Origin of the sequence: Solimicrobium silvestre (assembly GCF_002976435.1) — a bacterium.
Taxonomy (GTDB): Bacteria; Pseudomonadota; Gammaproteobacteria; order Burkholderiales; family Burkholderiaceae_D; genus Solimicrobium; species Solimicrobium silvestre.
This window is the reverse complement of sequence record NZ_PUGF01000020.1, coordinates 23,393-46,361: the sequence shown is the minus strand read 5'-3', so window position 1 is coordinate 46,361 and position 22,969 is coordinate 23,393. Positions and strand designations below refer to the sequence as shown.

Sequence of the window (22,969 nt, the reverse complement as noted above, 5' to 3'; positions counted from 1 at the left end):
CTCCCGTAATAAATCCACAATTCATTCAGAATGTTAGCAAGATAAGTTTAGATGGTTTGTGATTGAAATCAATTATTTACTTATTAATGGCAACAAATAAGGCCAAACATTGTTCAATATACTTGGATGCGCTGCGGCAATTAAATGAATGCGATCGGCTTGAAATAATTCAGGTTTATCTGCTACACCGGCCAGTAAAAATGGCACTAAGGGAATCTTGGTTTCCTTGGCGATTTTTCCATACATGGCCGAGAATTGATCGGTATAAGTACGGCCATAGTTAGGCGGAATTTGCATGCCGACTAACAGCACGTTGGCTTTAGCGGTTTTGCTAGCCGCAATCATGGCGCGAAAATTTTGCTCCGATGCAGTCAAGGATAAGCCGCGTAAGCCGTCGTTGCCACCCAGTTCAATAATGACTGTCGTTGGTTGGTGTTTTTTTAATAAATCGTTAATCCGAGCTAAGCCGCCACTGGTGGTGTCGCCGCTGATACTGGCATTAATCACCTGAACAGCGAGCTTTTTATCTTGAATTCGTTGTTCCAGCAAGGCGACCCAACCAGTACCGCGTGCCAATCCATATTCGGCCGATAAACTATCACCCAACACGAGGACTGTTTTTGGTGCAGAATAGGCAGTCCTAAAACCGCTGAGCGCAGTAAATAAGATCGTTAAGAATAAAACCCAGCTTAGTTTTTTAAACCATTTTTCAGTCAGGCGAAATTTTTGCATGAAGCATTTACCTCAAAATAATGAAGCTAATCGTGATCTATCCAATGCGCCAGCTGCTATTGATGTACTCAACTTAAGTAAGCGCGTTTTTGATGCCAGTGGTGAACTGACCATTTTGCATGACCTGAATTTTACCGTACCGGCTAGCCAAACGATGGCTATTGTTGGCGCTTCGGGTTCAGGCAAATCAACATTATTAGGATTGTTGGCCGGTCTTGATGTGCCCAGCACCGGTTCGGTCAAGATAGACGGCGTGGATATTTTCAAGCTGGACGAAGACGGTCGGGCAGCGCTGCGCAAACAAAAGCTCGGTTTTGTGTTTCAGTCGTTTCAGTTGCTGGGGCATTTAACAGCGCTGGAAAACGTGATGCTGCCGCTGGAATTGCGTGGCGATCAATTTTCGGGCTCACAAGCGCGTGAAAAGGCAGAGCAAATGCTGGGTCGGGTGGGATTATCCAGCCGCTTAACGCATTACCCCAAGTTTTTATCGGGCGGTGAGCAACAGCGGGTTGCCTTGGCGCGTGCCTTTGTCACTGAGCCACCGCTGTTATTTGCCGATGAGCCAACCGGCAGCTTAGATGCGGTTACTGGCGCAGCGGTGATGGAGTTGATGTTTTCCTTAAACCGGGAGCGCGGTTCGACTCTGGTTTTGGTGACGCATGACCCTAAAGTGGCCGAGCTTTGTGATCGTGTTTTGACGATAGCTGCGGGGCAGTTGATCTAGTTATATCGTCAATGATTTCTGGCGGTTGCTAATGGTTTCGTCACACGCCTGAAATTTCTCAAGAATAAACTGGTCAGTTATATCTGCTAGTTTATGAATGGGAAAATGTAAATGCCTCAACCACGAGTATTAATGATTAGTGTGTCAGCCGGATCAGGTCATGTACGCGCCGCTGAAGCTTTGTTAGAAACGTCTTCGCAATTTAGTCAGCCGCAGTTTAGTCATATTCATGCGCAGCATATTGATGTTATGTCGTATGTCAGTCGCAGTTTTCGTGGTGTATATAGTGATTTTTATCGCCACTTAATCAATCATGCGCCAGCATTGTGGGCCTATTTATATAAAAAAACCGATGACGCACAACGTAGCGATATTAGCTCCATGCTACGCCGTTCAATTGAGCAGTTGTGCACCAAAAAACTCATCAAAAAAATCGCCGAATTTAAACCTGATCACATCATTTGCACGCATTTCCTACCTGCGGAATTACTCGCGCGGGAAATTAAACATGGACGCTTAACTTGCCCGGTTTGGGTGCAAGTGACGGACTTTGATTTGCACAGTTTGTGGGTGCAACCGCATATGCGCGGCTACTTTGCTGCTAATCATGAAGTCGCTTTTAAAATGCGTGAACGTGGAATTGCGAATGATGTGGTGCATGTCACCGGCATTCCTGTGTCCCCAGTCTTTTTGGCTGACAAAAAGAAACATGATTGTCGTATGGAACTGTGCCTGAAGCCAGAATTGACTACCGCGTTAATTTTGAGCGGTGGCGCCAGAATTGGTACCGTGACTGAAATTGCTGAGCGTTTATTGCGCAATAACGACACGCTGCAAGTCATTGCGGTCGCTGGAAATAACCCACTTCGACTGGCTGAACTGCAACAGTTAGCTATCCAATATACCGACAGATTAGTGATATTCGGCTTTAGTAAATGCATAGAAAATCTGATGGCCGCCAGCGATGTGGTGATTACTAAGCCCGGTGGCTTAACCAGTTCTGAATGCTTGATTATGGGCTTGCCGATGTTATTGGTTGATCCGATTCCCGGCCAGGAAGAACGTAACGGTGATTATTTAATGGAGCAGGGTGCGGCCGTTAAAGCGCATGACATTGTTGGGCTGGATTTTAAAATCCGGCAATTCATCGTTGAGCCTGAGCGGTTAGTAACTATGCGTCAAAAAATGTTGGCAATCGCCAAACCCAATGCAGCACATGCCGTACTGACGCATGTTTTGGAGCGCTGAATGATGAAACTGGTAAATAAAATTAAACATGTTTGCGCTAAAAAAATGGCGCAAATTGATGGCAGACAGCTTGTCATCTTATTTTTATATGTATTCGTGTTGGGATTTTTCTTTGCCAAAGTCGAAATTCAAATTGAAGGGCCTGATGGCGGTTGGGCGGCTAATTTGCCGACTTGGCGTATTGAGCAGCATTGGTTATTAACGCTATTTTGGGGTGGTCGTGCCATGACTGGCTACCATGCGTGGGTGTTTACATTCATCGGCTTGATATTTCATTTGCCGATTTTTTTAATAGGTAAATGGAGCTGGAGAATCGAAGCGCGGGTAGTGGCTTCGGTGATGCTGTTTTGGGTAATAGAAGATTTTCTCTGGTTTGTGCTGAACCCCGCCTTTGGCCTGGCGCGATTTGATCCGATCAATGTTACCTGGCATCGACATTGGTGGGGCGGCGCACCGATTGACTATTGGTTTGCCATTGCGATAGGGATGGTGATGCTGGCCTATTCTTTTTCTGATAAAACTGAAAAGCCAGGATTTGAAGAAGCTGTTTGACGAGGGTGTTAGAAACTAATCTTAGTTTCTAACCTTAGTTAATATTGCCCATTCAGCGCGAACATTAATCTGGATCAATAAGCTCAGTTAATTGCAAAGTGTGGCACACCCTGGCGCATAGTTCTCTAGGGCTGCGTGCAATCAGTTCTTCTGGGATATTAAATTTTTCGGTGAGTCGCTGGTGATCTTCAAAACCGTAAGACACCATAAACGGGTGCATTCCAGAAGCAAGCGCTGCATGGTAATCCTTATGCTCATCGCCGCAAATATAACTTAACGCTGGGTTGATGTCGTAGTGTTCGCGTATTTCTTTAAATGCGCTTATTTTGTTTTGCTTAACAGGGATGTGGTGTAGGAAGTCTAATTGGGCTACATCAATTCCGTGCCGAAAAAATAATTTTCCCAAGGTTTCTATTGGCTGATTAGTGATGTTGCGCGTCACAATGCCAACGACGACATTGGGTGCAGAAATTAAGCGCTGTATTAACTCGGCAATGCCAGGATAAAGTTGTGCCTCATCCCTATACACATCGGTCAAGGTTGCTATCAAGCGCTTGCGATGGCTAATTTGTTTTTTAATATTGCGCGGAAACTCCTTAAACCCACCCATGTATTTAAATAAATTGTGGCGTTTTTGGAAGTTATCTTCATTCCCAAGATCCATTCCATGCTGAGAGAAAGTTGACGTGATTGCACTAAACGCATCAATAGTCGTTCCATCGGCATCAAGGATAATTAGTCGCTTATTACTTTTATACATAAGTTATTAAAAATAAAAAGGTGGAAACTTAGCTGATTATGAACAACTTGTTTTACAGGAATATTTCAAATGCGTAAATAATTTTATGATGTGCGATTTTGATTGAATTCTGAGCGGGGAATGCTTTAATGAAAGTCTATAGCGCTTTTTATAGAGAAAAAAATGTGGCGCCGCTCACTCATTGTTGTTATTTATTTTGTGCCACTAATTGCATCAGCAACAACAATTGATTTTTATTTTGAAACCTATCCACCGTGGCTGATGCTTAATCCACCCTCAACTGCGATGACAGGTATTGCCGTCGAAGAAGTGACTGAAATGATGCGGCGGGCAAAGTGGGAATTTACGATTGAGCATACCTCGCAAGCCAGCTCCTACGAGCATGTACGTAATAACATAACGGGCTGCTCATTCCCGGTTTTTCGCCATGAAGCAAAGGCCACCCTATATACATGGGTTATGCCGATGGCGGAAGAAAACTGGGTGGCATATGGGCGTTCTGATGACCATCGCAACCCTAAAAATTTAGCGGAATTAAAGCCCTATGTGATCGGCTCTTATCTAAAAGCTGGCTCTGGTACCGAATTGGCTGCGCGAGGTTTTAACATTGAGTTTTCAGCACGCGATGAAGATAACCCTAATTTATTGATCAACAAGCGTTTAGATTACTGGATCACGACAGAAATACATGGGGACTACATGATTCAGCAACTTGGCCTGCAAAAAAAAATTACGAAACAGTTTGTTGTGTTTCGGCGTGGGCTTAATTTAATGTGCAATCTTAATATGGACAAAAAATTAGTTGAAACGATGAGTGCAATTTTTAAGGAAATGGAACTGGATGGCACTAATGAAAAAATCCTTAATAAATATAAACTGTCGCCGCCATAACCGGAGGTACATTAAATCGCTGCCACCATCACACCAGCCATGAGTACCAAACAGCCTGCAACCCGTTCAGTAATTACCGCATATTTTTGTTGGGTTAAGGTGCGGCTTGCTTTAGACGCGAGCATGCCATAGCCCAATAAAATAAAGAATTCCGGAATAATGGAGCAGGCGGCAAGAATCAACATTTGCCTGCCAACGGGGGCGCCTGGGTCTATAAATTGCGGAAGAATGGAGACAAACATCAGCAAGGATTTAGGATTGGAGAGCTGCAATAACGCCGCTCCCCTAAAAATGCGCCAACCTGATTGAGCATTGGCATTCATTTTAGAAAGTGTAATGGGTGAAGCTTTACCAAAGATGGCTGATAGGCCGAGGTAAATTAAATAGGCCGCACCGCACCATTTAATATAATGAAAAAGCTGCGGCGATGCAGCAATAAGTCCGCCAATACCTGTGGCCGATAAGGCAAAGTACAGCGCATTCGCTGCCAATATTCCCAAGGTAACAAACAGCGCGCCGCGCTGGCCGCGAGCAATTCCATAAGCAACCACCATAATGACAGCAGGTCCTGGAGACAACGATAACGCGGCTTCAGTCGCTGTAAACAGCCATAAATTAGTGATGCTCATGGATTTATTTGTGAAAGTTTTTTATTTTAAGAATTGGACTAAAGCCGTCAATACCGCATCTGGTTGCTCGGTCATTAATGAATGGCCGCAGTTGGCGATTTCAACCACCTTGGAGCCAAGAATGCTCGAGCGTAAAGTGGCACTGGCCTTGACCGGAGTCATGCGATCTTGCTTAGCCATGACAAACAGCGTTGGGCACTGCTGGCTGTTAATGGCCACTGCCGCGGCTTCACCTTGCTGATAATTATTGCAGGCGGAAAAATCGGTGTAAAACAGCTGCGCTGGATTAATGGCGGACATGCGTTGCATTAATCGTTGTGCATTGCCTTGCACATTAAAACCGGGAATTGCCGATTGTTGGGTGCTGGTGCAGTGTGACCAGCTATTTACCATATCGATCGCTGCGGCTTCATCGTCACGCGCCATCGTTAATAAAGCGTCGGCCACTTTCATCGGATAAGCGTTGCCTAACAGCGCCAGTTTTGTCACACGATCAGGTGCACAACGCGCTGTTTCCAGTGCGATTAACGAACCCATGCTGTGCCCGATTAAACTCGCTTTCGCCTCGCCTACTACGCCTGCGACGTCGAGTAAAGCCAGTAGCCATGTCGCCATGTCTTCAATCGAAGTCAATGCGTTGCCTGCGCTGCGACCGTGCCCGGGCAAATCAACCGCTAATACGTTGTAACCGTGATGTGCCAAATAACGGCTTTGTAAAGCCCAAACAGAATGATCATTTTGTGCGCCATGAATAAAAACCAGCGTCGCCAATTCAGCCTGGAATGCCTTGCCGCCGGTATAGCAATAAACCGGGTTTCCCTGTACTTGATAAATCATCTCAAATCCCTTTCTGTGCTGCTTTTAATCCTGCACTTAAGTCCGCAATTAAGTCATCCACATTTTCTAAGCCAATCGATAAGCGCATGGTGCCTTCAGTGATGCCTGATGCTGCTAACTGTTCAGCAGGCACGCGGAAATGGGTAGTGGAAGCAGGGTGAATAATTAACGATTTAGCGTCACCGACATTGGCTAAATGGGAAAATAATTTAAGCGATTCAACTAAGCGCGCACCGGCTGCGCGGTTGCCTTTTAAGGCAAACGTAAATACCGCGCCACAGCCTTTAGGCAGCAATTGTTTAGCCAGCTCATAGTCAGGATGGCTTTCCAGTTCAGGGTAAGTGACAGACTCTACCGCTGGGTGCGCTAACAAAAATTCAATGATTTTGCGGGCGTTGGATAAATGTTTATCCATGCGCAGCGACAAGGTTTCTATGCCTTGCAAAATCGCAAAAGCATTATGTGGACTCATGCAAGCGCCAAAGTCGCGTAAGCCTTCACGGCGTGCGCGCAAAGCAAAGGCGGCGGTGCTGGATTCTTCGGCAAATACCATGCCGTGAAAACCGTCGTATGGCGCACATAGTTCATCAAAACGTCCGGTTTTGTCATAAGCCTGTTGCCAGTCAAAACGACCGCCATCGACCAGCAAGCCGCCAATTGCCGTGCCATGCCCGCATAAGAATTTGGTGGCGGAATGAAATAGCAAATCCGCGCCATGATCAAATGGGCGTAGTAAATACGGCGTGGTAAAGGTGGAATCCAGCATGAGCGGCAGCTGGTTTTCATGCGCTAATTCGGCAATCGCGGGAATGTTAAATACATCCAAGCCGGGGTTGCCTAGCGTTTCGCCAAACAGCACTTTGGTGTTGGGGCGGATGGCGGCGCGCCATGCATCAATATTGCGTGGATCAACAAAGGTGGTTTCAATGCCAAACCGTTTTAAGGTATAAGCCAGTAAATTTTGCGAGCCGCCATACAGCGCGCGTGAAGCGACAATATGTGAGCCTGCTCCGGCAATGGTGCTTAAGCCTAAATGCATGGCGGCTTGTCCGCTGGCTACCGCCAACCCGGCAACACCACCTTCTAATGCCGCAATCCGTTCTTCTAATACCGCATTGGTCGGGTTGGAAATGCGCGAATAAACATGTCCGGGGCGTTCCATATTGAACAGCGAAGCCGCATGGTCGGAGTCGTTAAAAACGTAAGAAGAGCTGAAATAAATTGGCGTAGCACGCGCCCCGGTGGTTGGGTCGGGCGTTGCACCGGCATGTAATGACAAGGTGTCAAAACCGGGAGTGTTAGAAGCGCTCATGTGGACTTTCTAGTAACTGGGGTGTTGAGAAAAAAATTAGTAGCTTGGACGTTTTCAAGATTCAATCGCTGGATTTTTCGATTGGTATAAGATACATTGTCACTCTCGGCACAAGTTTTTTTCCGAAGAAAAATTGGAGACCTTAACAATTACCTACCCAAGATAAGCCCTGAATGTTGGTTGACGGTTTTTTAAGAGGCTTATTGTAAAACAAATCTTAGCGGAGGAAAGCATGAAAGTTTCAGAAATTCTGCAAGTAAAAGGCGACATTCTGTATACCGTTACGCCAGATGAATCCATGGTTAACGCAGTGAATATCATGGAAGAAAAAGATATCGGTTCGTTGGTGGTGATGGAGTTCGGCGAAGTTGCTGGTATGCTTTCTTTCCGCGAGGTAATTAAAGCTATTCATTCCAATGGCGGCTCATTAGGCGCAGGCACAGTCAGAAAATACATGGACGATCATCCATTGACCGTCACGCCGGATACCGAAGTCAACGAAGTACGGCGCGTCATGTTAGAAAAGCACGCACGTTATTTGCCGGTGATGAATGCCAAAATGTTGTTGGGCGTTATTTCATTTTATGACGTCGCCAAGGCAGTGTTGGAAGCGCAGAGTTTTGAAAATAAAATGCTGAAAGCGTATATTCGTGATTGGCCTGCAGAGCAAGAACAAGAAGAATAGCAATTGGGTAGGTGTGCTCTTTCCGGCGTGCACCTACTGAATTTTAAGCCCCTAGTATGTTAAAAATAAAATCAGAAATTAAGCCCGTCGCTTAAACCAGCCAGTCAACGATAATCTTTCCGCTTTTGTTGGCAATACTTCATGCCAAATGTCGGCAGAAATAAATAGCACCAAGCGATTCGCCAGCGGTGCAATATCAAACTGTTGATCATTCAAATGCAGTCGCAACTCACCGCCATGTTCTGGCTGCCATTCCGGGTTCAAATATAAGACTGAAGAAATAGTGCGGCTATCGCTATCGCGAAACCGATCGACATGCTTTTGGTAAAACGAGTCAGGTGGATAAACCGCAAAATGATTTTCGCTGCTTTCCAGGCCCAAATAGAGCTGCTCATTCAGAGACTGGCGCAAGGTATCCATGGCAGTTAAATACATGTCGGTTGCTGCCGACATGCCGGTTTCCAGCCAAAGTATTTGATCTCCGCGCACTAATTTTTGCACTGAACGTTGTTCAGCGCGGCCTATGCCAGCATCCTGTAAAGATCCTAGTGCATGTTGGTTCCTGCATTCTTGGGCAAGTTGTCGGATGAGTTCTGGTTCTAAACAGTTATCTAAAACCGACCAACCCTGGTTACTTAAGTCAGTGCAAATGCGCTGTTGCGATGTTAATAAATTCATGATTTCTATTTTTTGTTGCGAGTCAAAAGACGTTGCGTGATTCTAATGCTGAATAGCTGTCAAGGCGACCAAATTATGCTGCGAGCGCATATCGATTTATGAAAAAAATTATGCTCTAGCAATTGATATTCGCTCGAGAAAAGAGTTAAATAGTTTCTATAAGTAAATTTTTTAAAATATAAATATCAAGAGGAATGTTTAATGTCTTTTATGCACGTATTTTCCAAGGAACACATCATCGCGGGTGCTGGTTTTAATCGCTGGCTAGTCCCACCCGCCGCATTGGCAATTCATTTGTGCATTGGCATGGCTTATGGTTTTTCGGTATTTTGGTTGCCCTTATCCCGAGCGGTTGGTATTACCAGTTCGGTCGCCTGTGCCAAAGAGCTCAGTTTTTTTGAAACATTATTTGCCACCAATTGCGATTGGAAAATATCTAGTTTAGTTGTGATGTTCCAGCTGTTTTTTATTTTTCTGGGCGGCGCTGCGGCTCTATTCGGTGGCTGGCTAGAGCACGCTGGCCCACGCAAAGCGGGTGTTGTAGCTGCATTATGCTGGTGCGGCGGTTTAGTTATTTCTGCATTCGGTATTTATGTGCATCAAATTTTGTTGGTGTGGTTAGGCGCTGGCGTAATCGGTGGCATAGGTTTGGGGCTTGGTTATATTTCGCCAGTGTCCACGTTAATTAAATGGTTCCCGGATCGCCGTGGGATGGCAACTGGCATGGCGATTATGGGGTTTGGCGGTGGCGCGATGGTTGGCGCACCGTTGGCCGATTGGTTAATGCGACATTTTTCCAGCGCGACTTCAGTCGGTGTTTGGGAAACCTTTTTAACTATGGCGGTAATTTATTTTGTGTTTATGATAGGCGGAGCTTTCGCATACCGGATTCCGGCTACCGGTTGGACTCCAGTTGGCTGGACTGCTCCTGTAGCGCAAATCAATAATGTCATGATCACTAACCAGCACGTGCACCTTGCTAAAGCCTGGCGCACCCCGCAATTTTGGTTAATCTGGGGGGTATTGTGTTTGAACGTGACGGCCGGAATCGGCATCATCGGTATGGCGTCACCGCTGCTGCAGGAAGTATTTGGCGGACACCTGATTGGTGTTGATTTGGGCTTTAATGCTTTAAATTTAGCCCAGAAAGCGCAAATCGCGACCATTGCTGCCGGTTTTACCGGACTGCTTTCTTTGTTTAATATTGGCGGCCGTTTTTTCTGGGCTTCATTGTCGGATCTCATTGGTCGTAAGATGACTTACTTCGCCTTTTTTGTGATTGGTTTCATCTTATATGCGGCTATTCCAACCATTGGGCGCAGCGGCCATTTACCCTTATTTGTCCTATCTTTTTGCATTATTTTGTCGATGTATGGTGGAGGTTTTGCGACTGTGCCTGCTTATTTGGCAGACATGTTCGGCTCGCAAATGGTGGGTGCGATTCATGGCCGGTTATTAACCGCGTGGGCTACTGCAGGTGTACTGGGCCCATTGGTGGTTAACTATATTCGTGAATATCAATTGGGTAACGGCGTGCCAAAGGCGCAAGCGTATGATGTGACAATGTATGTGCTGGCGGGTATGTTGGCGTTAGGATTTATTTGTAATTTACTAATCCGCCCAGTCTCCAAAGATAAGTTTATGACGGCAGAGGAATTGGCGCATGAACGACAACTGGCGCATGATAAAGCAGTTACTTTGTCAATGGCGGGCACTAACGAAGTCGTTAGTTCTAACAGCGTATTGGTAGCAATATTGGCTTGGTCCGCAGTCGGAATTCCGCTGCTGTTCGGTATTTGGATTACTTTGCAAAAAGCACTTATCTTATTTGAGTAAGCGCCGATTAAATTTTTTAAAAAAAGATGGAGGGGAATTTTTGGTTGATAATTGGGGAAACTCCTCTCCCTTTTTATAAAAAATATCCAGGTTATGCAAAACGAAAATCCAGATACTTCGCTAGATAACAATAAAGACGGTGGTTATGGCGAAGTACCTATTCAGCGGTATAAAGATAACGCATTCACCAGTAGCACCGATTTTGTCGCGACAGAAGTGCCCGTTGCGATGGTATTCAATGGAATTTCCCATGCGGTGATGCTGGCAACGCCATTGAATTTAACGGATTTCGCGATTGGTTTTAGTTTTTCAGAAGGCATTATTAGTCACCGTTCTGAAGTGTACGAAATTGAAGAAATTGCACATCCTGATTTAGGGCTAGAAATACACCTGACCATTGCCAATGCCTGTTTTATGCGCTTAAAAGAACGCCGCCGCAGTTTGGTTGGGCGCACGGGTTGTGGTATATGCGGGTTAGAGAGTTTATCAGCATTTGAGGCTGGAAATTTAGCTGTAGGTTCAGCCGTACCGCGTCTACCAGAAAATAATTTCATCATCACTCAACAAGCCTTATTTTCTGCCTTTAATTCACTAAAACAAAGCCAGGCTATCAATCTGATCACCGGTTCTATGCATGCTGCGGCATGGGTTAATGCGCAGGGTGAGGTAATGATGGTGAGGGAAGATTTAGGTCGGCACAACGCTTTAGATAAACTGATCGGCGCGATAATCTCTCAACCTGAATCACGTCAACAAGGTTGCGTGCTGATGACTAGCCGGGCAAGTTATGAGCTAGTGCAAAAAGCGGCGCGGGCAGGGATGCCATTGTTAGCCGCCATTTCGGCGCCAACGAGTCTGGCGATCAATCTGGCACAGCAAAGTGGCATGACCTTAATCGGTTTTGTTCGGAATGAGGGTTTGGTGGCTTACGCTCATCCTGAGCGGATTCGATTAACTTAAGCGCGTTTTATATAGGGAAATGCCTCATTAATAGAGAGGATTTTTCCTGTATCGAGCGAATCATAACCAGCTAGTTGTTGAATTTCGTCACGAAAACCGGTGGATTGTAAAATGGCGATCACATGTTGAATGATGGGGTCATCCAAAGCCGCGAGCGGAAGCGCAAAAAAGTAACGTTCGCGTACTAGTGGAATGAAATCCAAACCAAATCGCTGGGCTGCAGTTTGCACGCCAAATCCTACTTCTGCCATCCCGCTAGCTATAAAAGCCGCCACCGCAGAATGGGTAAATTCGGTGTTCTCAAATCCGTTAATATCATTCGGTGAAATATCTAAGTTCGCCAGCATCAACTCCAGCAACATGCGTGTTCCAGAGCCCTTTTGACGATTTACAAAGTTGATATTGTGCTTATTTAAATCGGCGATGCCACGTATCCCTTTGGGATTGCCTGGTGCGATAAACAAGCCTTGGTTTCTGACCGCCAAATGAATCAAACAATGTGTTTTGGGATTGAGCCATTGCGAATACTGCGCAATGGCCGGTGCTTCAAACTCGCCCAAGGGCACATGAAATCCAGCTAAATCGCATTCTTTACGCGATAGTGCCGCGACCGCATCGGTACTGTTTCGGTAGATGGTTTCAACGGCCAGCTTTTCTTTGTTGAAGATCGTTAAAAGAGAGGCGACAGCAAATCCATGGCTGGCATGTAAGCGGATTGCTTTCGATTTTTCCAGTGAATTTTTATTTAATTCACTTTCTAATTCCGAGGCCAAACTTTCCAGTGTTGGCGATAAACGCGCCGCAACTCGGCGATCTGCCCAGATTAATTTTTCAGCGAGTGGAGTCAGCGTGGTGCCGCGCCCGCGGCTTTTTGACATTAATACTTCGCCAAACAGTTTTTCACCGTCGCGTAATATGCCCCACGCATAGCGGTACGATAAGCCGACTTCTTGTGCTGCCTGTGCAATCGAGCCCGTTGTTTGGATGGATGCGAGTAGGCTGAGTAAAGCGGAGGTATCTAGAGCCGCCTCAGAATCACTGCTTATTTCCCAATGTGGGGTAATTTTAACTTTGTACATTATGTTTTTTATAGCCTATTGAAACACGACTTCATTGGTGATAGTGTTAATTATATTCAATATAATGCCACTATAGATATGTATAACAAAGCATATTTGACTTTAATAAATTTTGAGGTTTAGCATGGATGTAGCAAGTTCATTCAACATAAAAGATGTTGAAGCCATCATCAAAGAACGTCGTTCACTGCCCGGTGCAATGCTCCCGATTTTGCATGGCATACAAGAAAAAATTGGTTATATTCCGGCTGAAGTCGTTCCGCTCATTGCATTGGAACTAAATCTTTCGCGTGCTGAAGTGCATGGCGTAATTAGCTACTATCATTTTTTCCGACAAAAGCCAGCAGGCCGACATGTAGTGCAAATTTGTCGCGCTGAAGCATGTCAGGCCAACGGTGCTGACGCTTTAGTACAGCATGCCAAAGCGACGCTAGCCTGTGATTTTCATGAAACCACCTCAGATGGCGAATTTACTCTTGAACCCGTGTATTGCCTGGGTCAATGTGCTTGCGGCCCGGCCATGACAATTGGAGAAGATTTATACGCTCGCGTTTCAAACGATAAATTTAATCGCTTATTGTCCACCAAATTGGCAGCCAAGCGAGGTGCGGCATGAATAAGGCCCTCATTATTTATGTACCTTGCGATTCATCCGCGATTGCTTTGGGCTCCAATGAAGTTGCCGCTGCAATTGTTCATGAGGCACAAGCCCGGGGTATTGAAATTCAGTTGGTTCGCAATGGCTCGCGCGGCATGTTTTGGTTGGAGCCATTGGTTGAGGTTGGCACCGATCAAGGTCGGATTGCGTATGGACCGATTGAGGTTGAAGACGTTGCTGGTTTGTTTGATGCAGGTTTTGAAAAAGGTGCCGCACATCCTTTACAGCTCGGTCTCACCGAGGAAATCTCCTATTTGAAGAAGCAAGAGCGCCTGACTTTTATGCGGGTAGGAATTACTGATCCAGTATCGCTAGACGATTATTTGGCGCATGAAGGTTACGCTGGGTTAAAACGCGCGGCTGCAATGTCCGCACAAAATATAGTGCAGGAAGTGCTTGATTCCGGTTTGCGCGGACGCGGCGGCGCTGCTTTTCCAACCGGTATTAAATGGAAAACGGTACTGAATACCGAGGCCACGGATAAATATGTAGTGTGCAATGCGGATGAGGGTGATTCCGGTACATTTTCAGATCGCATGGTGATGGAAGATGATCCATTTATGCTGATCGAAGGCATGACTATTGCCGGTTTGGCGGTTGGTGCCAAGCAGGGTTATATCTATGTTCGTTCTGAATATCCTCACGCTATTGCTGCGTTGAATAAGGCAATTTCCAGCGCGTACCAACACGGTTATTTGGGCAAGGATATTTGCGGCTACGGCCAGACTTTTGAGCTGGAAGTACGGAAAGGTGCCGGTTCCTATGTCTGCGGTGAAGAAACCGCTTTACTTGAAAGCCTGGAAGGTCGGCGCGGTATCGTGCGCGCCAAACCACCTTTACCGGCGATACAAGGTTTGTTCGGTCAACCTACGGTAATTAATAACGTGATTTCATTGGCCGCCGTACCGTTGATTTTGGCGCGTGGTGCCGACTTTTATAAAAATGTAGGTATGGGACGTTCACGCGGCACATTACCTATGCAATTAGCGGGAAACATTAAGCAGGGCGGTTTAGTTGAAAAAGCATTTGGTGTGACTTTGCGTGAATTGCTGTTTGATTTTGGCGCGGGTACTGCCAGCGGTCGCCCAATTCGGGCAGTGCAAGTCGGCGGCCCGCTGGGGGCTTATCTTCCTGAGTCGAAATTTGATACGCCGATAGATTACGAAGCGTTTGCTGCTATCGGCGCGACGGTTGGGCACGGCGGAATAGTCGTGTTTGATGACACGGTAGATATGGCAAAACAGGCGCGCTATGCGATGGAGTTTTGTGCGGTTGAGTCATGCGGGAAATGTACGCCATGCCGGATTGGTTCAACGCGCGGAGTTGAGGCGGTTGACAAGATTATTGCTAATCAAGACCGGCCGCAGCAAATCCATCTATTACGCGATTTATGCGACGTTATGGTGAATGGCTCTTTATGTGCGATGGGAAGCATGACACCTAATCCGGTGCTGTCAGCTTTAAATTATTTCCCAGATGATTTTAATCGCAAATTAAACCCTTAAAATAAATTAAACAATTACGCCTAAGTGCGATTTAGGTGAAGGAATACAAATGAATCAGCTCAATCAAATCGATTTCGGAACGCCAGAACGAATCTCAGAGACTCGCGTCAGCATTGAAATTGACGGTGTAGAGGTAACGGTAGCGGTAGGCACTTCTGTCATGCGTGCGGCGGCTGAAGCTGGCGTGAATGTACCTAAACTGTGCGCGACAGATAGTTTGGAAGCTTTTGGTTCCTGCCGTTTGTGTTTGGTTGAAATTGAAGGCCGGCGCGGCTACCCTGCATCATGTACAACCCCGTGCGAGCCAGGCATGAAGGTACGGACCCAAACGCCAAAATTAGCCGAATTGCGCAAAGGTGTGATGGAACTTTATATTTCTGATCATCCGCTGGATTGTTTAACTTGCCCAACCAATGGCAATTGTGAGCTGCAAGACATGGCCGGGGTAGTTGGTTTGCGCGAAGTCCGCTATGGTTACGAAGGTAAAAATCATCTCGATTTAAAAAAAGACGAGTCTAATCCTTACTTCACTTATGACGCATCAAAATGCATAGTCTGTAATCGTTGTGTACGTGCTTGTGAAGAAACTCAGGGCACGTTTGCGCTAACAATTGATGGACGAGGCTTTGATTCACGCGTATCTGCTGGGCAAAATCAGCCATTTATGGAATCCGAATGCGTATCTTGCGGCGCTTGTGTCGATGCTTGCCCAACGGCCACGCTTACTGAAAAAACCGTCATTATGATGGGGCAGGCGGAGCACAGCAAAATTACCACCTGTGCTTATTGCGGAGTTGGTTGTTCATTTAAAGCGGAAATGAAAGGCAATGAAGTGGTGCGCATGGTACCGAACAAAGATGGTCATGCAAATCACGGACACTCCTGCGTTAAGGGTCGTTTTGCCTGGGGTTATGCGACCCATAAAGATCGTATGTTAAAGCCGATGATACGCAAAAATATCACCGATCCCTGGAATGAGGTTTCCTGGGATGAAGCATTGGCGTATGCGGCATCTGAGTTCCGCCGGATACAGGCCAAATTTGGCAAGGATTCAATTGGCGGCATTACTTCTTCGCGTTGCACGAATGAAGAAACCTATTTAGTGCAAAAATTAGTGCGCGCAGCATTTGGTAATAACAACGTCGATACCTGTGCGCGTGTTTGCCACTCGCCAACCGGATTTGGTTTGAAACAAACTCTGGGCGAATCCGCTGGTACGCAAACATTTGATTCGGTGATGAAGTCGGACGTGATCATGGTGATCGGCGCTAACCCAACCGCCGCGCATCCGGTTTTTGCATCACAAATGAAGCGCCGCTTGCGCCAAGGTGCCAAGTTAATTGTGATTGACCCTCGCACTACCGAGCTAGTTAAATCGCCGCACATTCAGGCTGATTACCATTTAAAACTGAGGCCAGGTACCAACGTCGCCGTAATTACTGCATTGGCGCACGTGATTATTAGCGAAAGCTTGTTTGATGCCGAATTTGTTGCAGAGCGTTGTGATACGCAGTCATTTAGTGACTGGAAAGAATTCGTGCTGCATGCGGATAATTCGCCGGAAGCAGTGGAAGCGATTACCGGTGTAAGTGCCGCAGATTTACGTGGCGCAGCGCGACTTTTTGCCGCAGGTAATAACGGCGCCATTTATTACGGCTTGGGTGTCACGGAACATTCACAAGGCTCAACCATGGTAATGGGGATTGCTAACCTCGCCATGGCAACCGGTAACGTGGGGCGAGAAGGGGTTGGCGTTAATCCCTTGCGCGGGCAAAATAATGTGCAGGGTTCGTGCGATATGGGTTCATTCCCGCATGAGCTCCCTGGTTATCGCCATATTTCCGATACCACAGTCCGCACTCAATTTGAAGAAGCCTGGCAATGTATACTTGATCCTGAGCCAGGTCTGCGGATTCCTAATATGTTTGAAGCAGCTATCGACGGCTCGTTTATGGGACTGTATTGCGAAGGTGAAGACATTGCACAGTCTGATCCGAATACGCAACATGTCACCGCGGCGCTATCCGCGATGGAATGTATTGTGGTGCAAGATTTATTCTTAAATGAAACGGCGAAATACGCCCATGTATTTTTGCCGGGTTCATCCTTCCTGGAAAAAGACGGTACATTCACTAATGCCGAACGTCGTATTTCCCGCGTTCGTAAAGTCATGCCAGCCAAAGCCGGTAAGTCAGACTGGGAAGTAACGGTGGCTTTGTCGAATGCGCTCGGTTATCCGATGCGCTATAAACATCCTTCCGAAATCATGGATGAAATTGCCGCATTAACGCCAACTTTCCACGGCGTTAGTTATAAAAAAATAGATGAGCTTGGCAGCATACAGTGGCCTTGTAATGACGCGGCACCGAACGGTACGCCAACCATGCATATTGGTGAATTTGTGCGTGGTAAAGGTAAATTTATTAACACCCAGTTCTTTGCCACATCTGAAAAAATAACCAGAAAATTCCCTTTGATCTTAACTACCGGCCGCATTCTGTCGCAATACAATGTGGGCGCGCAAACCCGTCGCACGGAAAATGTGCAGTGGCATAGCGAAGATGTATTGGAAATTCATCCGCATGATGCAGAAGATCGTGGCATTAAAGAAAACAACTGGGTGGGAATTGAATCGCGGGCAGGGCAAACCGTATTGCGCGCCATTATTACTGACCGGGTGCAGCCTGGCGTGGTTTATACAACCTTCCACTTCCCAGAGTCTGGCGCAAACGTTATTACCACTGACAATTCTGATTGGGCGACCAACTGCCCTGAATATAAAGTGACAGCGGTGCAAGTGATGCCGGTTGCTCAGCCTTCTGAATGGCAAAAAAACTATAGTCGCTTTAATGAGGAGCAATTGGGTTTGTTAAATGCCGATGCCAATGCAGATGACTCTTCAAAAAAACTAAGTGTCGTCAATAATTGAACGCTAAAGAAAGAAGTCGGTATGAATGTTGAAAACTTGGTCACGATGGCAAATCAAATAGGTTCATTTTATGAAACGATGCCTGACCGAAATCAAGCCTTGAAGGATATTTCAGGGCATTTAAAAAAATATTGGGAGCCGCGCATGCGGCGAGCTTTGCTCGAACATATTGATGTGGATGAGGAAACGCAACTTAGTCCAATTGTTATGGAATCGATTCGGACGCACAGGGAGTTATTTTAAGAGTGTATTCAGCTGTTTTCTGATTTCAACTAACAATTCACTAGCGCATAGGCCAATTGGGCCTATGCCAAGCGCCACCAAACTATCAGCAGCAGTGCCGTGTAAATAGGTAGCAGCCAAAGCCGCTTGCCACATATTTTTATGCTGTGCCATTAGTGCGCCACAGACCCCACCTAATACATCGCCGGTTCCGCCACTGGCCAAACCGGCATTGCCTGTAGGATTAATAACCATGTTTCCATCAGGATGCGCGATGATGCTGCCCGATCCTTTGAGAATAACTACGGACGAGTATTGGCGCGCCAATTTTTTTGCGGCACTAATGCGATCAGCTTGAATGATCTCTACGCTGCACCCCAGTAGTCGCGCCGCTTCTAGCGGGTGTGGAGTGAGTAGGGTGCTTAGTTTATCGCGGCCATTGCAGAGTGCATGTAGTGCCGGTTGTTGCGCCATTAAATTTAAGGCATCCGCATCGATAATTAATGGGCTGGTACTGAGCAATGCACGGCTTACCAGATCAAAGCTGGCAATGCTGTTACCAAGCCCCGGGCCAATCACAACGACGGTGTCAGGATTAAATTGAACCTGTTGAGCTGGGCGGCACATCAGTTCAGGTTGTTGTGCATCAAAATTCGGTGTGGCTTCAACAAAACTAGCCACAGTCCGACCTGCCCCAGAATAAAGTGCTGCGCGCGCTGCCAAAATAACGGCGCCTTGCATGCCGACAGCGCCACCAATGACGGCGACTGTGCCATTGCTTCCCTTATGGCTGTTATGCCTGCGAGGTTTGGCTATGTCGGGAAATAAAGCGGGTTTGTTTAATTCTGATACTGACACTGGAAAATATTCCAGTGCAATATCTAAATCCGCAACCTCAACTAGTCCAGCATAATCTTGCCCGTCACCCGTATGTAAGCCAGCTTTGTCGGCAATAAAAGTGATGGTATGACTTGCCTGTATGGCGATGTTTGTGATGATGGTGCCAGTGTCTGCATCTAAACCGCTTGGTACATCAAGAGCCAGAATTGGGCAGGACATCGCATTGCATTGGGTAATTTGCTTTTGCAGTGCCGGTGATATTTTTTGTTGAGCTAATTGCGTTAGTCCAATACCAAACAAGCCGTCGATGACTAATGCGTAATTGTCTTGCAAAGGCGCGTCACTAGCTAACCAATTAATTTGTGTGCAAGCTTGGGCTTGATTAAATGCTTGTTGGCCACTTGGTGAACGTGCTGTTTTGGATGGAGAGTGAAGCACGAATATTTGGTGACCAGCATTCGCCAAATGCACTGCCGCTTCCAGCGCGTCGCCGCCATTATTGCCTGGCCCGACAAGAATTAAGACGGCTTGATTGGGTGTCTTAAGTAACTGTAGCGCTGCTTGCGCGGCTGCTTTTCCGGCCGCGCGCATGAGCGTACCTGGTTCTAGGGAGCTTAATGCGGATTGTTCGATCTGACGTAGTTGCTTAATTGTGTACAGCATGGCTAACACCTTTCACTAAGTAAAACAGATAAACCATCTAACACTAACGCAATACCGTAAGCCCATCCAAGTCAATTTCAGGAGATTTTCCAGAAATTAGATCGGCTAGAATTTTGCCGGAACCAGTTGCCATTGCCCAGCCATATTCTGCATGGGCACAATTTACGAAGATATTTTTAACAGCGGATCGTCCTAAAACAGGTGTGCTGTCTGACAGCATTAGATGATGACCGCTCCAGTTTTGGCCGGTATGGTAGTTTGCGGCATCAGGAAACCAATCCGTGCCGACGTTGCGCAATTTTTGCCAGGCACGTTCATCGGCAGTATTCTTTCTTTTTCCTAAATGCAGCGTACCTGCGATACGAATGCGTTTGTCCATACGGGTGATAGCAATTTGTTCAGATTCATCAATAATGCTCAAGCGCGGGCTATCATCTAAATTTTTAATGTTGGCAGTGTTTGAGTAACTTTGAAACTGTGCAATGCGTAGATTAATGCCGATATTTTTTAAAAATGGCGTGCTACTTGCGCCAGAGGCTAACACTACAGCATCAAATTGTTGCTGGCCTGTTTGTTCAGCTTTTTTTAAGTGTAACGTCGCACCATTTTTGTTTGGAATGATTTGCTCGCACTTGGTCAAAAATTCAAATTCGACCCCTAGTTGTTGTGCGACCAACTTTAATTGTTTGGTAAATAACACGCAATTACCATTGCCATCTTGCGGTAAATATAAGCCGCCAGCAAGTGAGGTGTCTTTGTTTAATGCAGGCTCTAATTGATGACATGCTGCCGTATCAAGTTGCTGAAAAGGAAGGTCAGCGTCGCTTAATAGTGCTAAGCCAGCGATTATTTTTTTTTGTTCTTTGACATTGCGAAACAACTGCAAAATACCGCTGCGTTGTTGAAAGTCAAGATTGTGACTGTGGCTGAGTTCTGATAATAGTTGCTGACTGTATCTTCCCAAGCGCTGCATTTTTTCTTTGTTTGCCAACAAGCCTTCAAGGGAACATTCACGTAGCCAACTACGCAGCCAGCGCCAATGCGTCACATTGACGGAAGGGCGTAAATTGATGGCGCCATCAGTTTTAAAAAAGTGTGACAAAATTTGTTTCGGCATTCCCGGCGCAGCGAAAGGCGTTAAGTGCGCAGCGCCGAGTAGTCCGGCATGTCCAAGGCTTGCTTCTTCACTGACATTGCCACGTTGCTCTATAACGCTAACCTGATGCCCGTTTTGTGCAAGAAAATACGCTGTAGTGACACCCACCACACCCGCACCGATAACAGCAACCCGCATGTGTTTCTACCCTTTAATACAAAATGGCGCCTAGGATAGCACTATCGAAATGGAATTAGGCGGTAATGTAAGTTTTTGTTTGAAAATATGTGTATTTGTTATGAGGTTTTTCCACTACCTGCGTAAGTTTCAGCCTGGTTTGTCAGCTTGAATGGAATGCATCAAGGTATTGTTTGTGAAATAATAGCGAATTATATTGAAGCAGGTCTTACGGAAGTGCAATGAGGCAGAAACAAACCACTATGCAGAATGCTGGACTGCGCATTACACAGCGAGGTATGCAAAACCCGGATTGGCTGATTTGGCTACTCGCCTTTATCTGCGTTTGGGCAGGCCTGGGTGCGTATGGTGTATTAAATAACAATGAAGGACTGTACGCACAAATTCCCCGTGAAATGTTGAATTCCGGCGATATCAAATATTGGATAATTCCCCATTTAAATGGTTTGCCATACATGGAAAAACCACCGCTGCTGTACTGGTTGACTGCGCTGGCATTCACACTTTTTGGACAGGCAGATTGGGTGGTCAGGTTGGTGCCAAGCTTGTCTGGTTTGGCATGTGTCGGTTTGATGCTAAATTTTGGTCAGCGTATTTATCGCCCACAAGTAGGTCGTCTGGCAGCATTGATGTTTATTTCTGGCTTAGGCGTGATGATCATTAGTCGCACGCTGTTGTTTGATATGTTGCTCACGGCATTTTTAACAGCGGCATTACTGTTTGCCTATTTATACAAACTAGAAGGTCATAAACGCGATTTACGTATTGCTCATGTGAGCTTGGCCTTTGCCGTGTTAACTAAAGGTTTTGTGGCTTTACTGCTATTTGGTTCGGTGACTTTAGTGTGGATCATACTGGTACATGGTTCTTCAGCGTGGAAGCAATTTAGCAAATGGTTTGATCTGGTTTCTATCTGTTTATTTTTTGCAATTACAGTGCCTTGGTTTGTTGCGGCGAGTTTGATCGAACCTATTTTCCTGTGGTTTTTTTTCGTTAATGAACATGTGTTGCGGTTTTTAGGTTTGCGGATACCCCATGATTTTTATTCGGGTTCGTGGTGGTATTACTTGCCGCGTATGGTGATTTATCTTTTTCCCTGGTCGCTTTTATTACCGATCGCATTACTGTCTACCTGGACAAGATTATCGCGGGTTGAAATTCAAGAATTTACTATATTGAGGAAAACGCTTGTTTTTGGCTGGCTGGTTCCTCTCCTGTTCTTTTCAATTTCGAGCGCTAAGGCTAATTATTATGTCATCGTCTCGATGCCATTTGCTGCCTTAAATTTAGCTTTGCTGCTTGAGCAAAGTGACTTTTTAAAGGGTAAGCGGAGCACGATATTAGGCGTTGTAGTGGCGTTACTCACGGGTGCTGCGGCGATTACTTTGCAAGCCGCACCTAATTTGGTCTCATCTGAATTAGTCATACTTGGTCTGCCATGGCACGACTATGCAGTGATTGCGCTTTGGTCGGCAACGGGATTATCCCTGCTGGCAGCGTTGTTGGCGTGGCGCGTTCCTAATGTGGGCTTAGTGAGCTATATAGTTCTGCCGCTATTCTCGATGGGGATCTTGCTGGTTACCGCAAACGCGATGGATGAATCGATTTCAGACCGATCAATGGCTGCATTTATTCAACAAACAGTGCCAAATCGCACGGTGTATTTGTATCGTAATTTTGAGCAGAATTCTTCATTGCCGTTTTATTTAAAAAAACCGTTAAACGTTATTGATAGTGTTAGCAGCGATTTGTATTGGGGGAATCAATTACGTCCCGAGAACACCATTATGCTGAGTCGCGAGCAATTTAAACTTTTAAAAGAACCCGTGGTTGTGATTGTGCCAAATGCTTATTTAGATGAATTCGCGCATAAAAAAATGCACACCAAATTCATCAAAAATAAGCAGTTTAGTCACGCTACTGTGTTTTATTGAA

General features: G+C 46.0%; 21 protein-coding genes. 12 read left to right on the top strand and 9 right to left on the bottom strand.

Annotated features, from left to right (window positions below):
• Nucleotides 1–72: 72 nt before the first annotated feature.
• On the bottom strand, nt 73–732 hold the full coding sequence (locus S2091_RS18065) for an arylesterase (RefSeq protein ID WP_105533359.1): 660 nt from the start codon (nt 730–732) through the stop codon (nt 73–75).
• On the opposite strand from S2091_RS18065, the gene S2091_RS18060 reads away from it, so the two are divergent.
• From S2091_RS18060 to S2091_RS18050, 3 genes are all read left to right on the top strand, one after another.
• Nucleotides 731–1,456, top strand: coding sequence for an ABC transporter ATP-binding protein (locus S2091_RS18060; RefSeq protein WP_105533358.1), 726 nt, complete (start codon nt 731–733; stop codon nt 1,454–1,456). The two genes, S2091_RS18065 and S2091_RS18060, sit on opposite strands and share 2 nt — an antisense overlap.
• Before the next feature lie 111 nt (nt 1,457–1,567).
• A complete protein-coding gene (locus S2091_RS18055) occupies nt 1,568–2,704 on the top strand; it encodes an MGDG synthase family glycosyltransferase (RefSeq protein WP_105533357.1) in 1,137 nt (378 codons plus the stop codon).
• 45 nt (nt 2,705–2,749) lie between these two features.
• The gene (locus S2091_RS18050; protein ID WP_105533398.1) at nt 2,750–3,256 is read left to right on the top strand and encodes a hypothetical protein; all 507 of its coding nucleotides are present in this window, start codon (nt 2,750–2,752) and stop codon (nt 3,254–3,256) included.
• Nucleotides 3,257–3,320: 64 nt separating this feature from the next.
• Here S2091_RS18050 and S2091_RS18045 read toward each other — a convergent pair whose 3' ends face one another.
• Nucleotides 3,321–4,016, bottom strand: coding sequence for an HAD family hydrolase (locus S2091_RS18045; RefSeq protein ID WP_105533356.1), 696 nt, complete (start codon nt 4,014–4,016; stop codon nt 3,321–3,323).
• A gap of 162 nt (nt 4,017–4,178) precedes the next feature.
• Here S2091_RS18045 and S2091_RS18040 point away from each other — a divergent pair, with 162 nt between their 5' ends.
• Nucleotides 4,179–4,907, top strand: coding sequence for a substrate-binding periplasmic protein (locus S2091_RS18040; RefSeq protein ID WP_105533355.1), 729 nt, complete (start codon nt 4,179–4,181; stop codon nt 4,905–4,907).
• Nucleotides 4,908–4,918: 11 nt separating this feature from the next.
• Here S2091_RS18040 and S2091_RS18035 read toward each other — a convergent pair whose 3' ends face one another.
• Genes S2091_RS18035 through S2091_RS18025 form a run of 3 tightly spaced genes read right to left on the bottom strand, consistent with a single transcriptional unit; the run spans nt 4,919 to nt 7,685 of the window.
• Nucleotides 4,919–5,536 (bottom strand): LysE family translocator, encoded by a 618-nt coding sequence (locus S2091_RS18035; protein ID WP_105533354.1) that lies wholly within the window; start codon nt 5,534–5,536, stop codon nt 4,919–4,921.
• A gap of 21 nt (nt 5,537–5,557) precedes the next feature.
• Nucleotides 5,558–6,373: an alpha/beta fold hydrolase gene (locus S2091_RS18030; protein WP_105533353.1), complete on the bottom strand. Its 816-nt coding sequence runs from the start codon at nt 6,371–6,373 to the stop codon at nt 5,558–5,560.
• 1 nt (nt 6,374) lies between these two features.
• Nucleotides 6,375–7,685 carry an O-acetylhomoserine aminocarboxypropyltransferase gene (locus S2091_RS18025; RefSeq protein ID WP_105533352.1) on the bottom strand — a complete coding sequence of 437 codons (1,311 nt, stop codon included), beginning with the start codon at nt 7,683–7,685 and terminating at the stop codon, nt 6,375–6,377.
• 232 nt (nt 7,686–7,917) lie between these two features.
• On the opposite strand from S2091_RS18025, the gene S2091_RS18020 reads away from it, so the two are divergent.
• Nucleotides 7,918–8,370 carry a CBS domain-containing protein gene (locus S2091_RS18020; protein ID WP_105533351.1) on the top strand — a complete coding sequence of 151 codons (453 nt, stop codon included), beginning with the start codon at nt 7,918–7,920 and terminating at the stop codon, nt 8,368–8,370.
• A 78-nt stretch (nt 8,371–8,448) separates the two neighbouring features.
• Here the strand turns inward: S2091_RS18020 and S2091_RS18015 are convergent, their stop codons facing one another.
• On the bottom strand, nt 8,449–9,048 hold the full coding sequence (locus S2091_RS18015) for a 2OG-Fe(II) oxygenase (protein ID WP_105533350.1): 600 nt from the start codon (nt 9,046–9,048) through the stop codon (nt 8,449–8,451).
• 201 nt (nt 9,049–9,249) lie between these two features.
• On the opposite strand from S2091_RS18015, the gene S2091_RS18010 reads away from it, so the two are divergent.
• Both S2091_RS18010 and fdhD read left to right on the top strand, forming a co-directional pair.
• Entirely contained in the window at nt 9,250–10,884 is a 1,635-nt protein-coding gene (locus tag S2091_RS18010; protein ID WP_105533349.1) for an OFA family MFS transporter, read from the top strand.
• Nucleotides 10,885–10,977: 93 nt separating this feature from the next.
• Complete coding sequence (gene fdhD / locus S2091_RS18005) at nt 10,978–11,844, top strand: formate dehydrogenase accessory sulfurtransferase FdhD (protein WP_105533348.1); 867 nt, start codon at nt 10,978–10,980, stop codon at nt 11,842–11,844.
• Here the strand turns inward: fdhD and S2091_RS18000 are convergent.
• Complete coding sequence (locus S2091_RS18000; RefSeq protein WP_105533347.1) at nt 11,841–12,923, bottom strand: substrate-binding domain-containing protein; 1,083 nt, start codon at nt 12,921–12,923, stop codon at nt 11,841–11,843. The genes fdhD and S2091_RS18000 overlap by 4 nt on opposite strands.
• A 124-nt stretch (nt 12,924–13,047) precedes the next feature.
• Between S2091_RS18000 and S2091_RS17995 the strand changes: the two genes are divergently transcribed.
• Genes S2091_RS17995 through S2091_RS17980 form a run of 4 tightly spaced genes read left to right on the top strand, consistent with a single transcriptional unit; the run spans nt 13,048 to nt 18,258 of the window.
• Nucleotides 13,048–13,539, top strand: a complete 492-nt coding sequence (locus tag S2091_RS17995; protein ID WP_105533346.1) for a formate dehydrogenase subunit gamma — start codon at nt 13,048–13,050, stop codon at nt 13,537–13,539.
• Complete coding sequence (locus tag S2091_RS17990; protein WP_105533345.1) at nt 13,536–15,086, top strand: formate dehydrogenase beta subunit; 1,551 nt, start codon at nt 13,536–13,538, stop codon at nt 15,084–15,086. Before S2091_RS17995 ends, S2091_RS17990 begins: the two co-directional genes overlap by 4 nt.
• Nucleotides 15,087–15,135: 49 nt before the next feature.
• Nucleotides 15,136–18,015 (top strand): formate dehydrogenase subunit alpha, encoded by a 2,880-nt coding sequence (gene fdhF, locus S2091_RS17985; protein WP_105533344.1) that lies wholly within the window; start codon nt 15,136–15,138, stop codon nt 18,013–18,015.
• A gap of 21 nt (nt 18,016–18,036) precedes the next feature.
• The gene (locus S2091_RS17980) at nt 18,037–18,258 is read left to right on the top strand and encodes a formate dehydrogenase subunit delta (protein WP_105533343.1); all 222 of its coding nucleotides are present in this window, start codon (nt 18,037–18,039) and stop codon (nt 18,256–18,258) included.
• Here S2091_RS17980 and S2091_RS17975 read toward each other — a convergent pair.
• Both S2091_RS17975 and S2091_RS17970 read right to left on the bottom strand, forming a co-directional pair.
• A complete protein-coding gene (locus S2091_RS17975) occupies nt 18,250–19,740 on the bottom strand; it encodes an NAD(P)H-hydrate dehydratase (protein WP_105533342.1) in 1,491 nt (496 codons plus the stop codon). The two genes, S2091_RS17980 and S2091_RS17975, sit on opposite strands and share 9 nt — an antisense overlap.
• Nucleotides 19,741–19,783: 43 nt before the next feature.
• Nucleotides 19,784–21,034, bottom strand: coding sequence for an FAD-dependent oxidoreductase (locus S2091_RS17970; RefSeq protein ID WP_105533341.1), 1,251 nt, complete (start codon nt 21,032–21,034; stop codon nt 19,784–19,786).
• 221 nt (nt 21,035–21,255) lie between these two features.
• On the opposite strand from S2091_RS17970, the gene S2091_RS17965 reads away from it, so the two are divergent.
• Nucleotides 21,256–22,968, top strand: a complete 1,713-nt coding sequence (locus S2091_RS17965) for an ArnT family glycosyltransferase (protein WP_105533340.1) — start codon at nt 21,256–21,258, stop codon at nt 22,966–22,968.
• Nucleotide 22,969: the final 1 nt, after the last annotated feature.

Bases quoted from the DNA above. Each gene is read 5' to 3' on its own strand.
- S2091_RS17990 (WP_105533345.1), top strand. From the start codon at position 13,536: ATGAATAAGGCCCTCATTATTTATGTACCTTGCGATTCATCCGCGATT.
- S2091_RS18055 (WP_105533357.1), top strand. From the start codon at position 1,568: ATGCCTCAACCACGAGTATTAATGATTAGTGTGTCAGCCGGATCAGGT.
- S2091_RS18050 (WP_105533398.1), top strand. From the start codon at position 2,750: ATGGCGCAAATTGATGGCAGACAGCTTGTCATCTTATTTTTATATGTA.
- S2091_RS18030 (WP_105533353.1), bottom strand. From the start codon at position 6,373: ATGATTTATCAAGTACAGGGAAACCCGGTTTATTGCTATACCGGCGGC.
- S2091_RS17980 (WP_105533343.1), top strand. From the start codon at position 18,037: ATGAATGTTGAAAACTTGGTCACGATGGCAAATCAAATAGGTTCATTT.
- S2091_RS17970 (WP_105533341.1), bottom strand. From the start codon at position 21,034: ATGCGGGTTGCTGTTATCGGTGCGGGTGTGGTGGGTGTCACTACAGCG.
- S2091_RS18065 (WP_105533359.1), bottom strand. From the start codon at position 732: ATGCAAAAATTTCGCCTGACTGAAAAATGGTTTAAAAAACTAAGCTGG.
- S2091_RS18025 (WP_105533352.1), bottom strand. From the start codon at position 7,685: ATGAGCGCTTCTAACACTCCCGGTTTTGACACCTTGTCATTACATGCC.
- S2091_RS17965 (WP_105533340.1), top strand. From the start codon at position 21,256: ATGAGGCAGAAACAAACCACTATGCAGAATGCTGGACTGCGCATTACA.
- S2091_RS18045 (WP_105533356.1), bottom strand. From the start codon at position 4,016: ATGTATAAAAGTAATAAGCGACTAATTATCCTTGATGCCGATGGAACG.
- fdhD (WP_105533348.1), top strand. From the start codon at position 10,978: ATGCAAAACGAAAATCCAGATACTTCGCTAGATAACAATAAAGACGGT.
- fdhF (WP_105533344.1), top strand. From the start codon at position 15,136: ATGAATCAGCTCAATCAAATCGATTTCGGAACGCCAGAACGAATCTCA.
- S2091_RS17975 (WP_105533342.1), bottom strand. From the start codon at position 19,740: ATGCTGTACACAATTAAGCAACTACGTCAGATCGAACAATCCGCATTA.
- S2091_RS18060 (WP_105533358.1), top strand. From the start codon at position 731: ATGAAGCATTTACCTCAAAATAATGAAGCTAATCGTGATCTATCCAAT.
- S2091_RS18000 (WP_105533347.1), bottom strand. From the start codon at position 12,923: ATGTACAAAGTTAAAATTACCCCACATTGGGAAATAAGCAGTGATTCT.
- S2091_RS18035 (WP_105533354.1), bottom strand. From the start codon at position 5,536: ATGAGCATCACTAATTTATGGCTGTTTACAGCGACTGAAGCCGCGTTA.
- S2091_RS18015 (WP_105533350.1), bottom strand. From the start codon at position 9,048: ATGAATTTATTAACATCGCAACAGCGCATTTGCACTGACTTAAGTAAC.
- S2091_RS17995 (WP_105533346.1), top strand. From the start codon at position 13,048: ATGGATGTAGCAAGTTCATTCAACATAAAAGATGTTGAAGCCATCATC.
- S2091_RS18040 (WP_105533355.1), top strand. From the start codon at position 4,179: ATGTGGCGCCGCTCACTCATTGTTGTTATTTATTTTGTGCCACTAATT.
- S2091_RS18010 (WP_105533349.1), top strand. From the start codon at position 9,250: ATGTCTTTTATGCACGTATTTTCCAAGGAACACATCATCGCGGGTGCT.
- S2091_RS18020 (WP_105533351.1), top strand. From the start codon at position 7,918: ATGAAAGTTTCAGAAATTCTGCAAGTAAAAGGCGACATTCTGTATACC.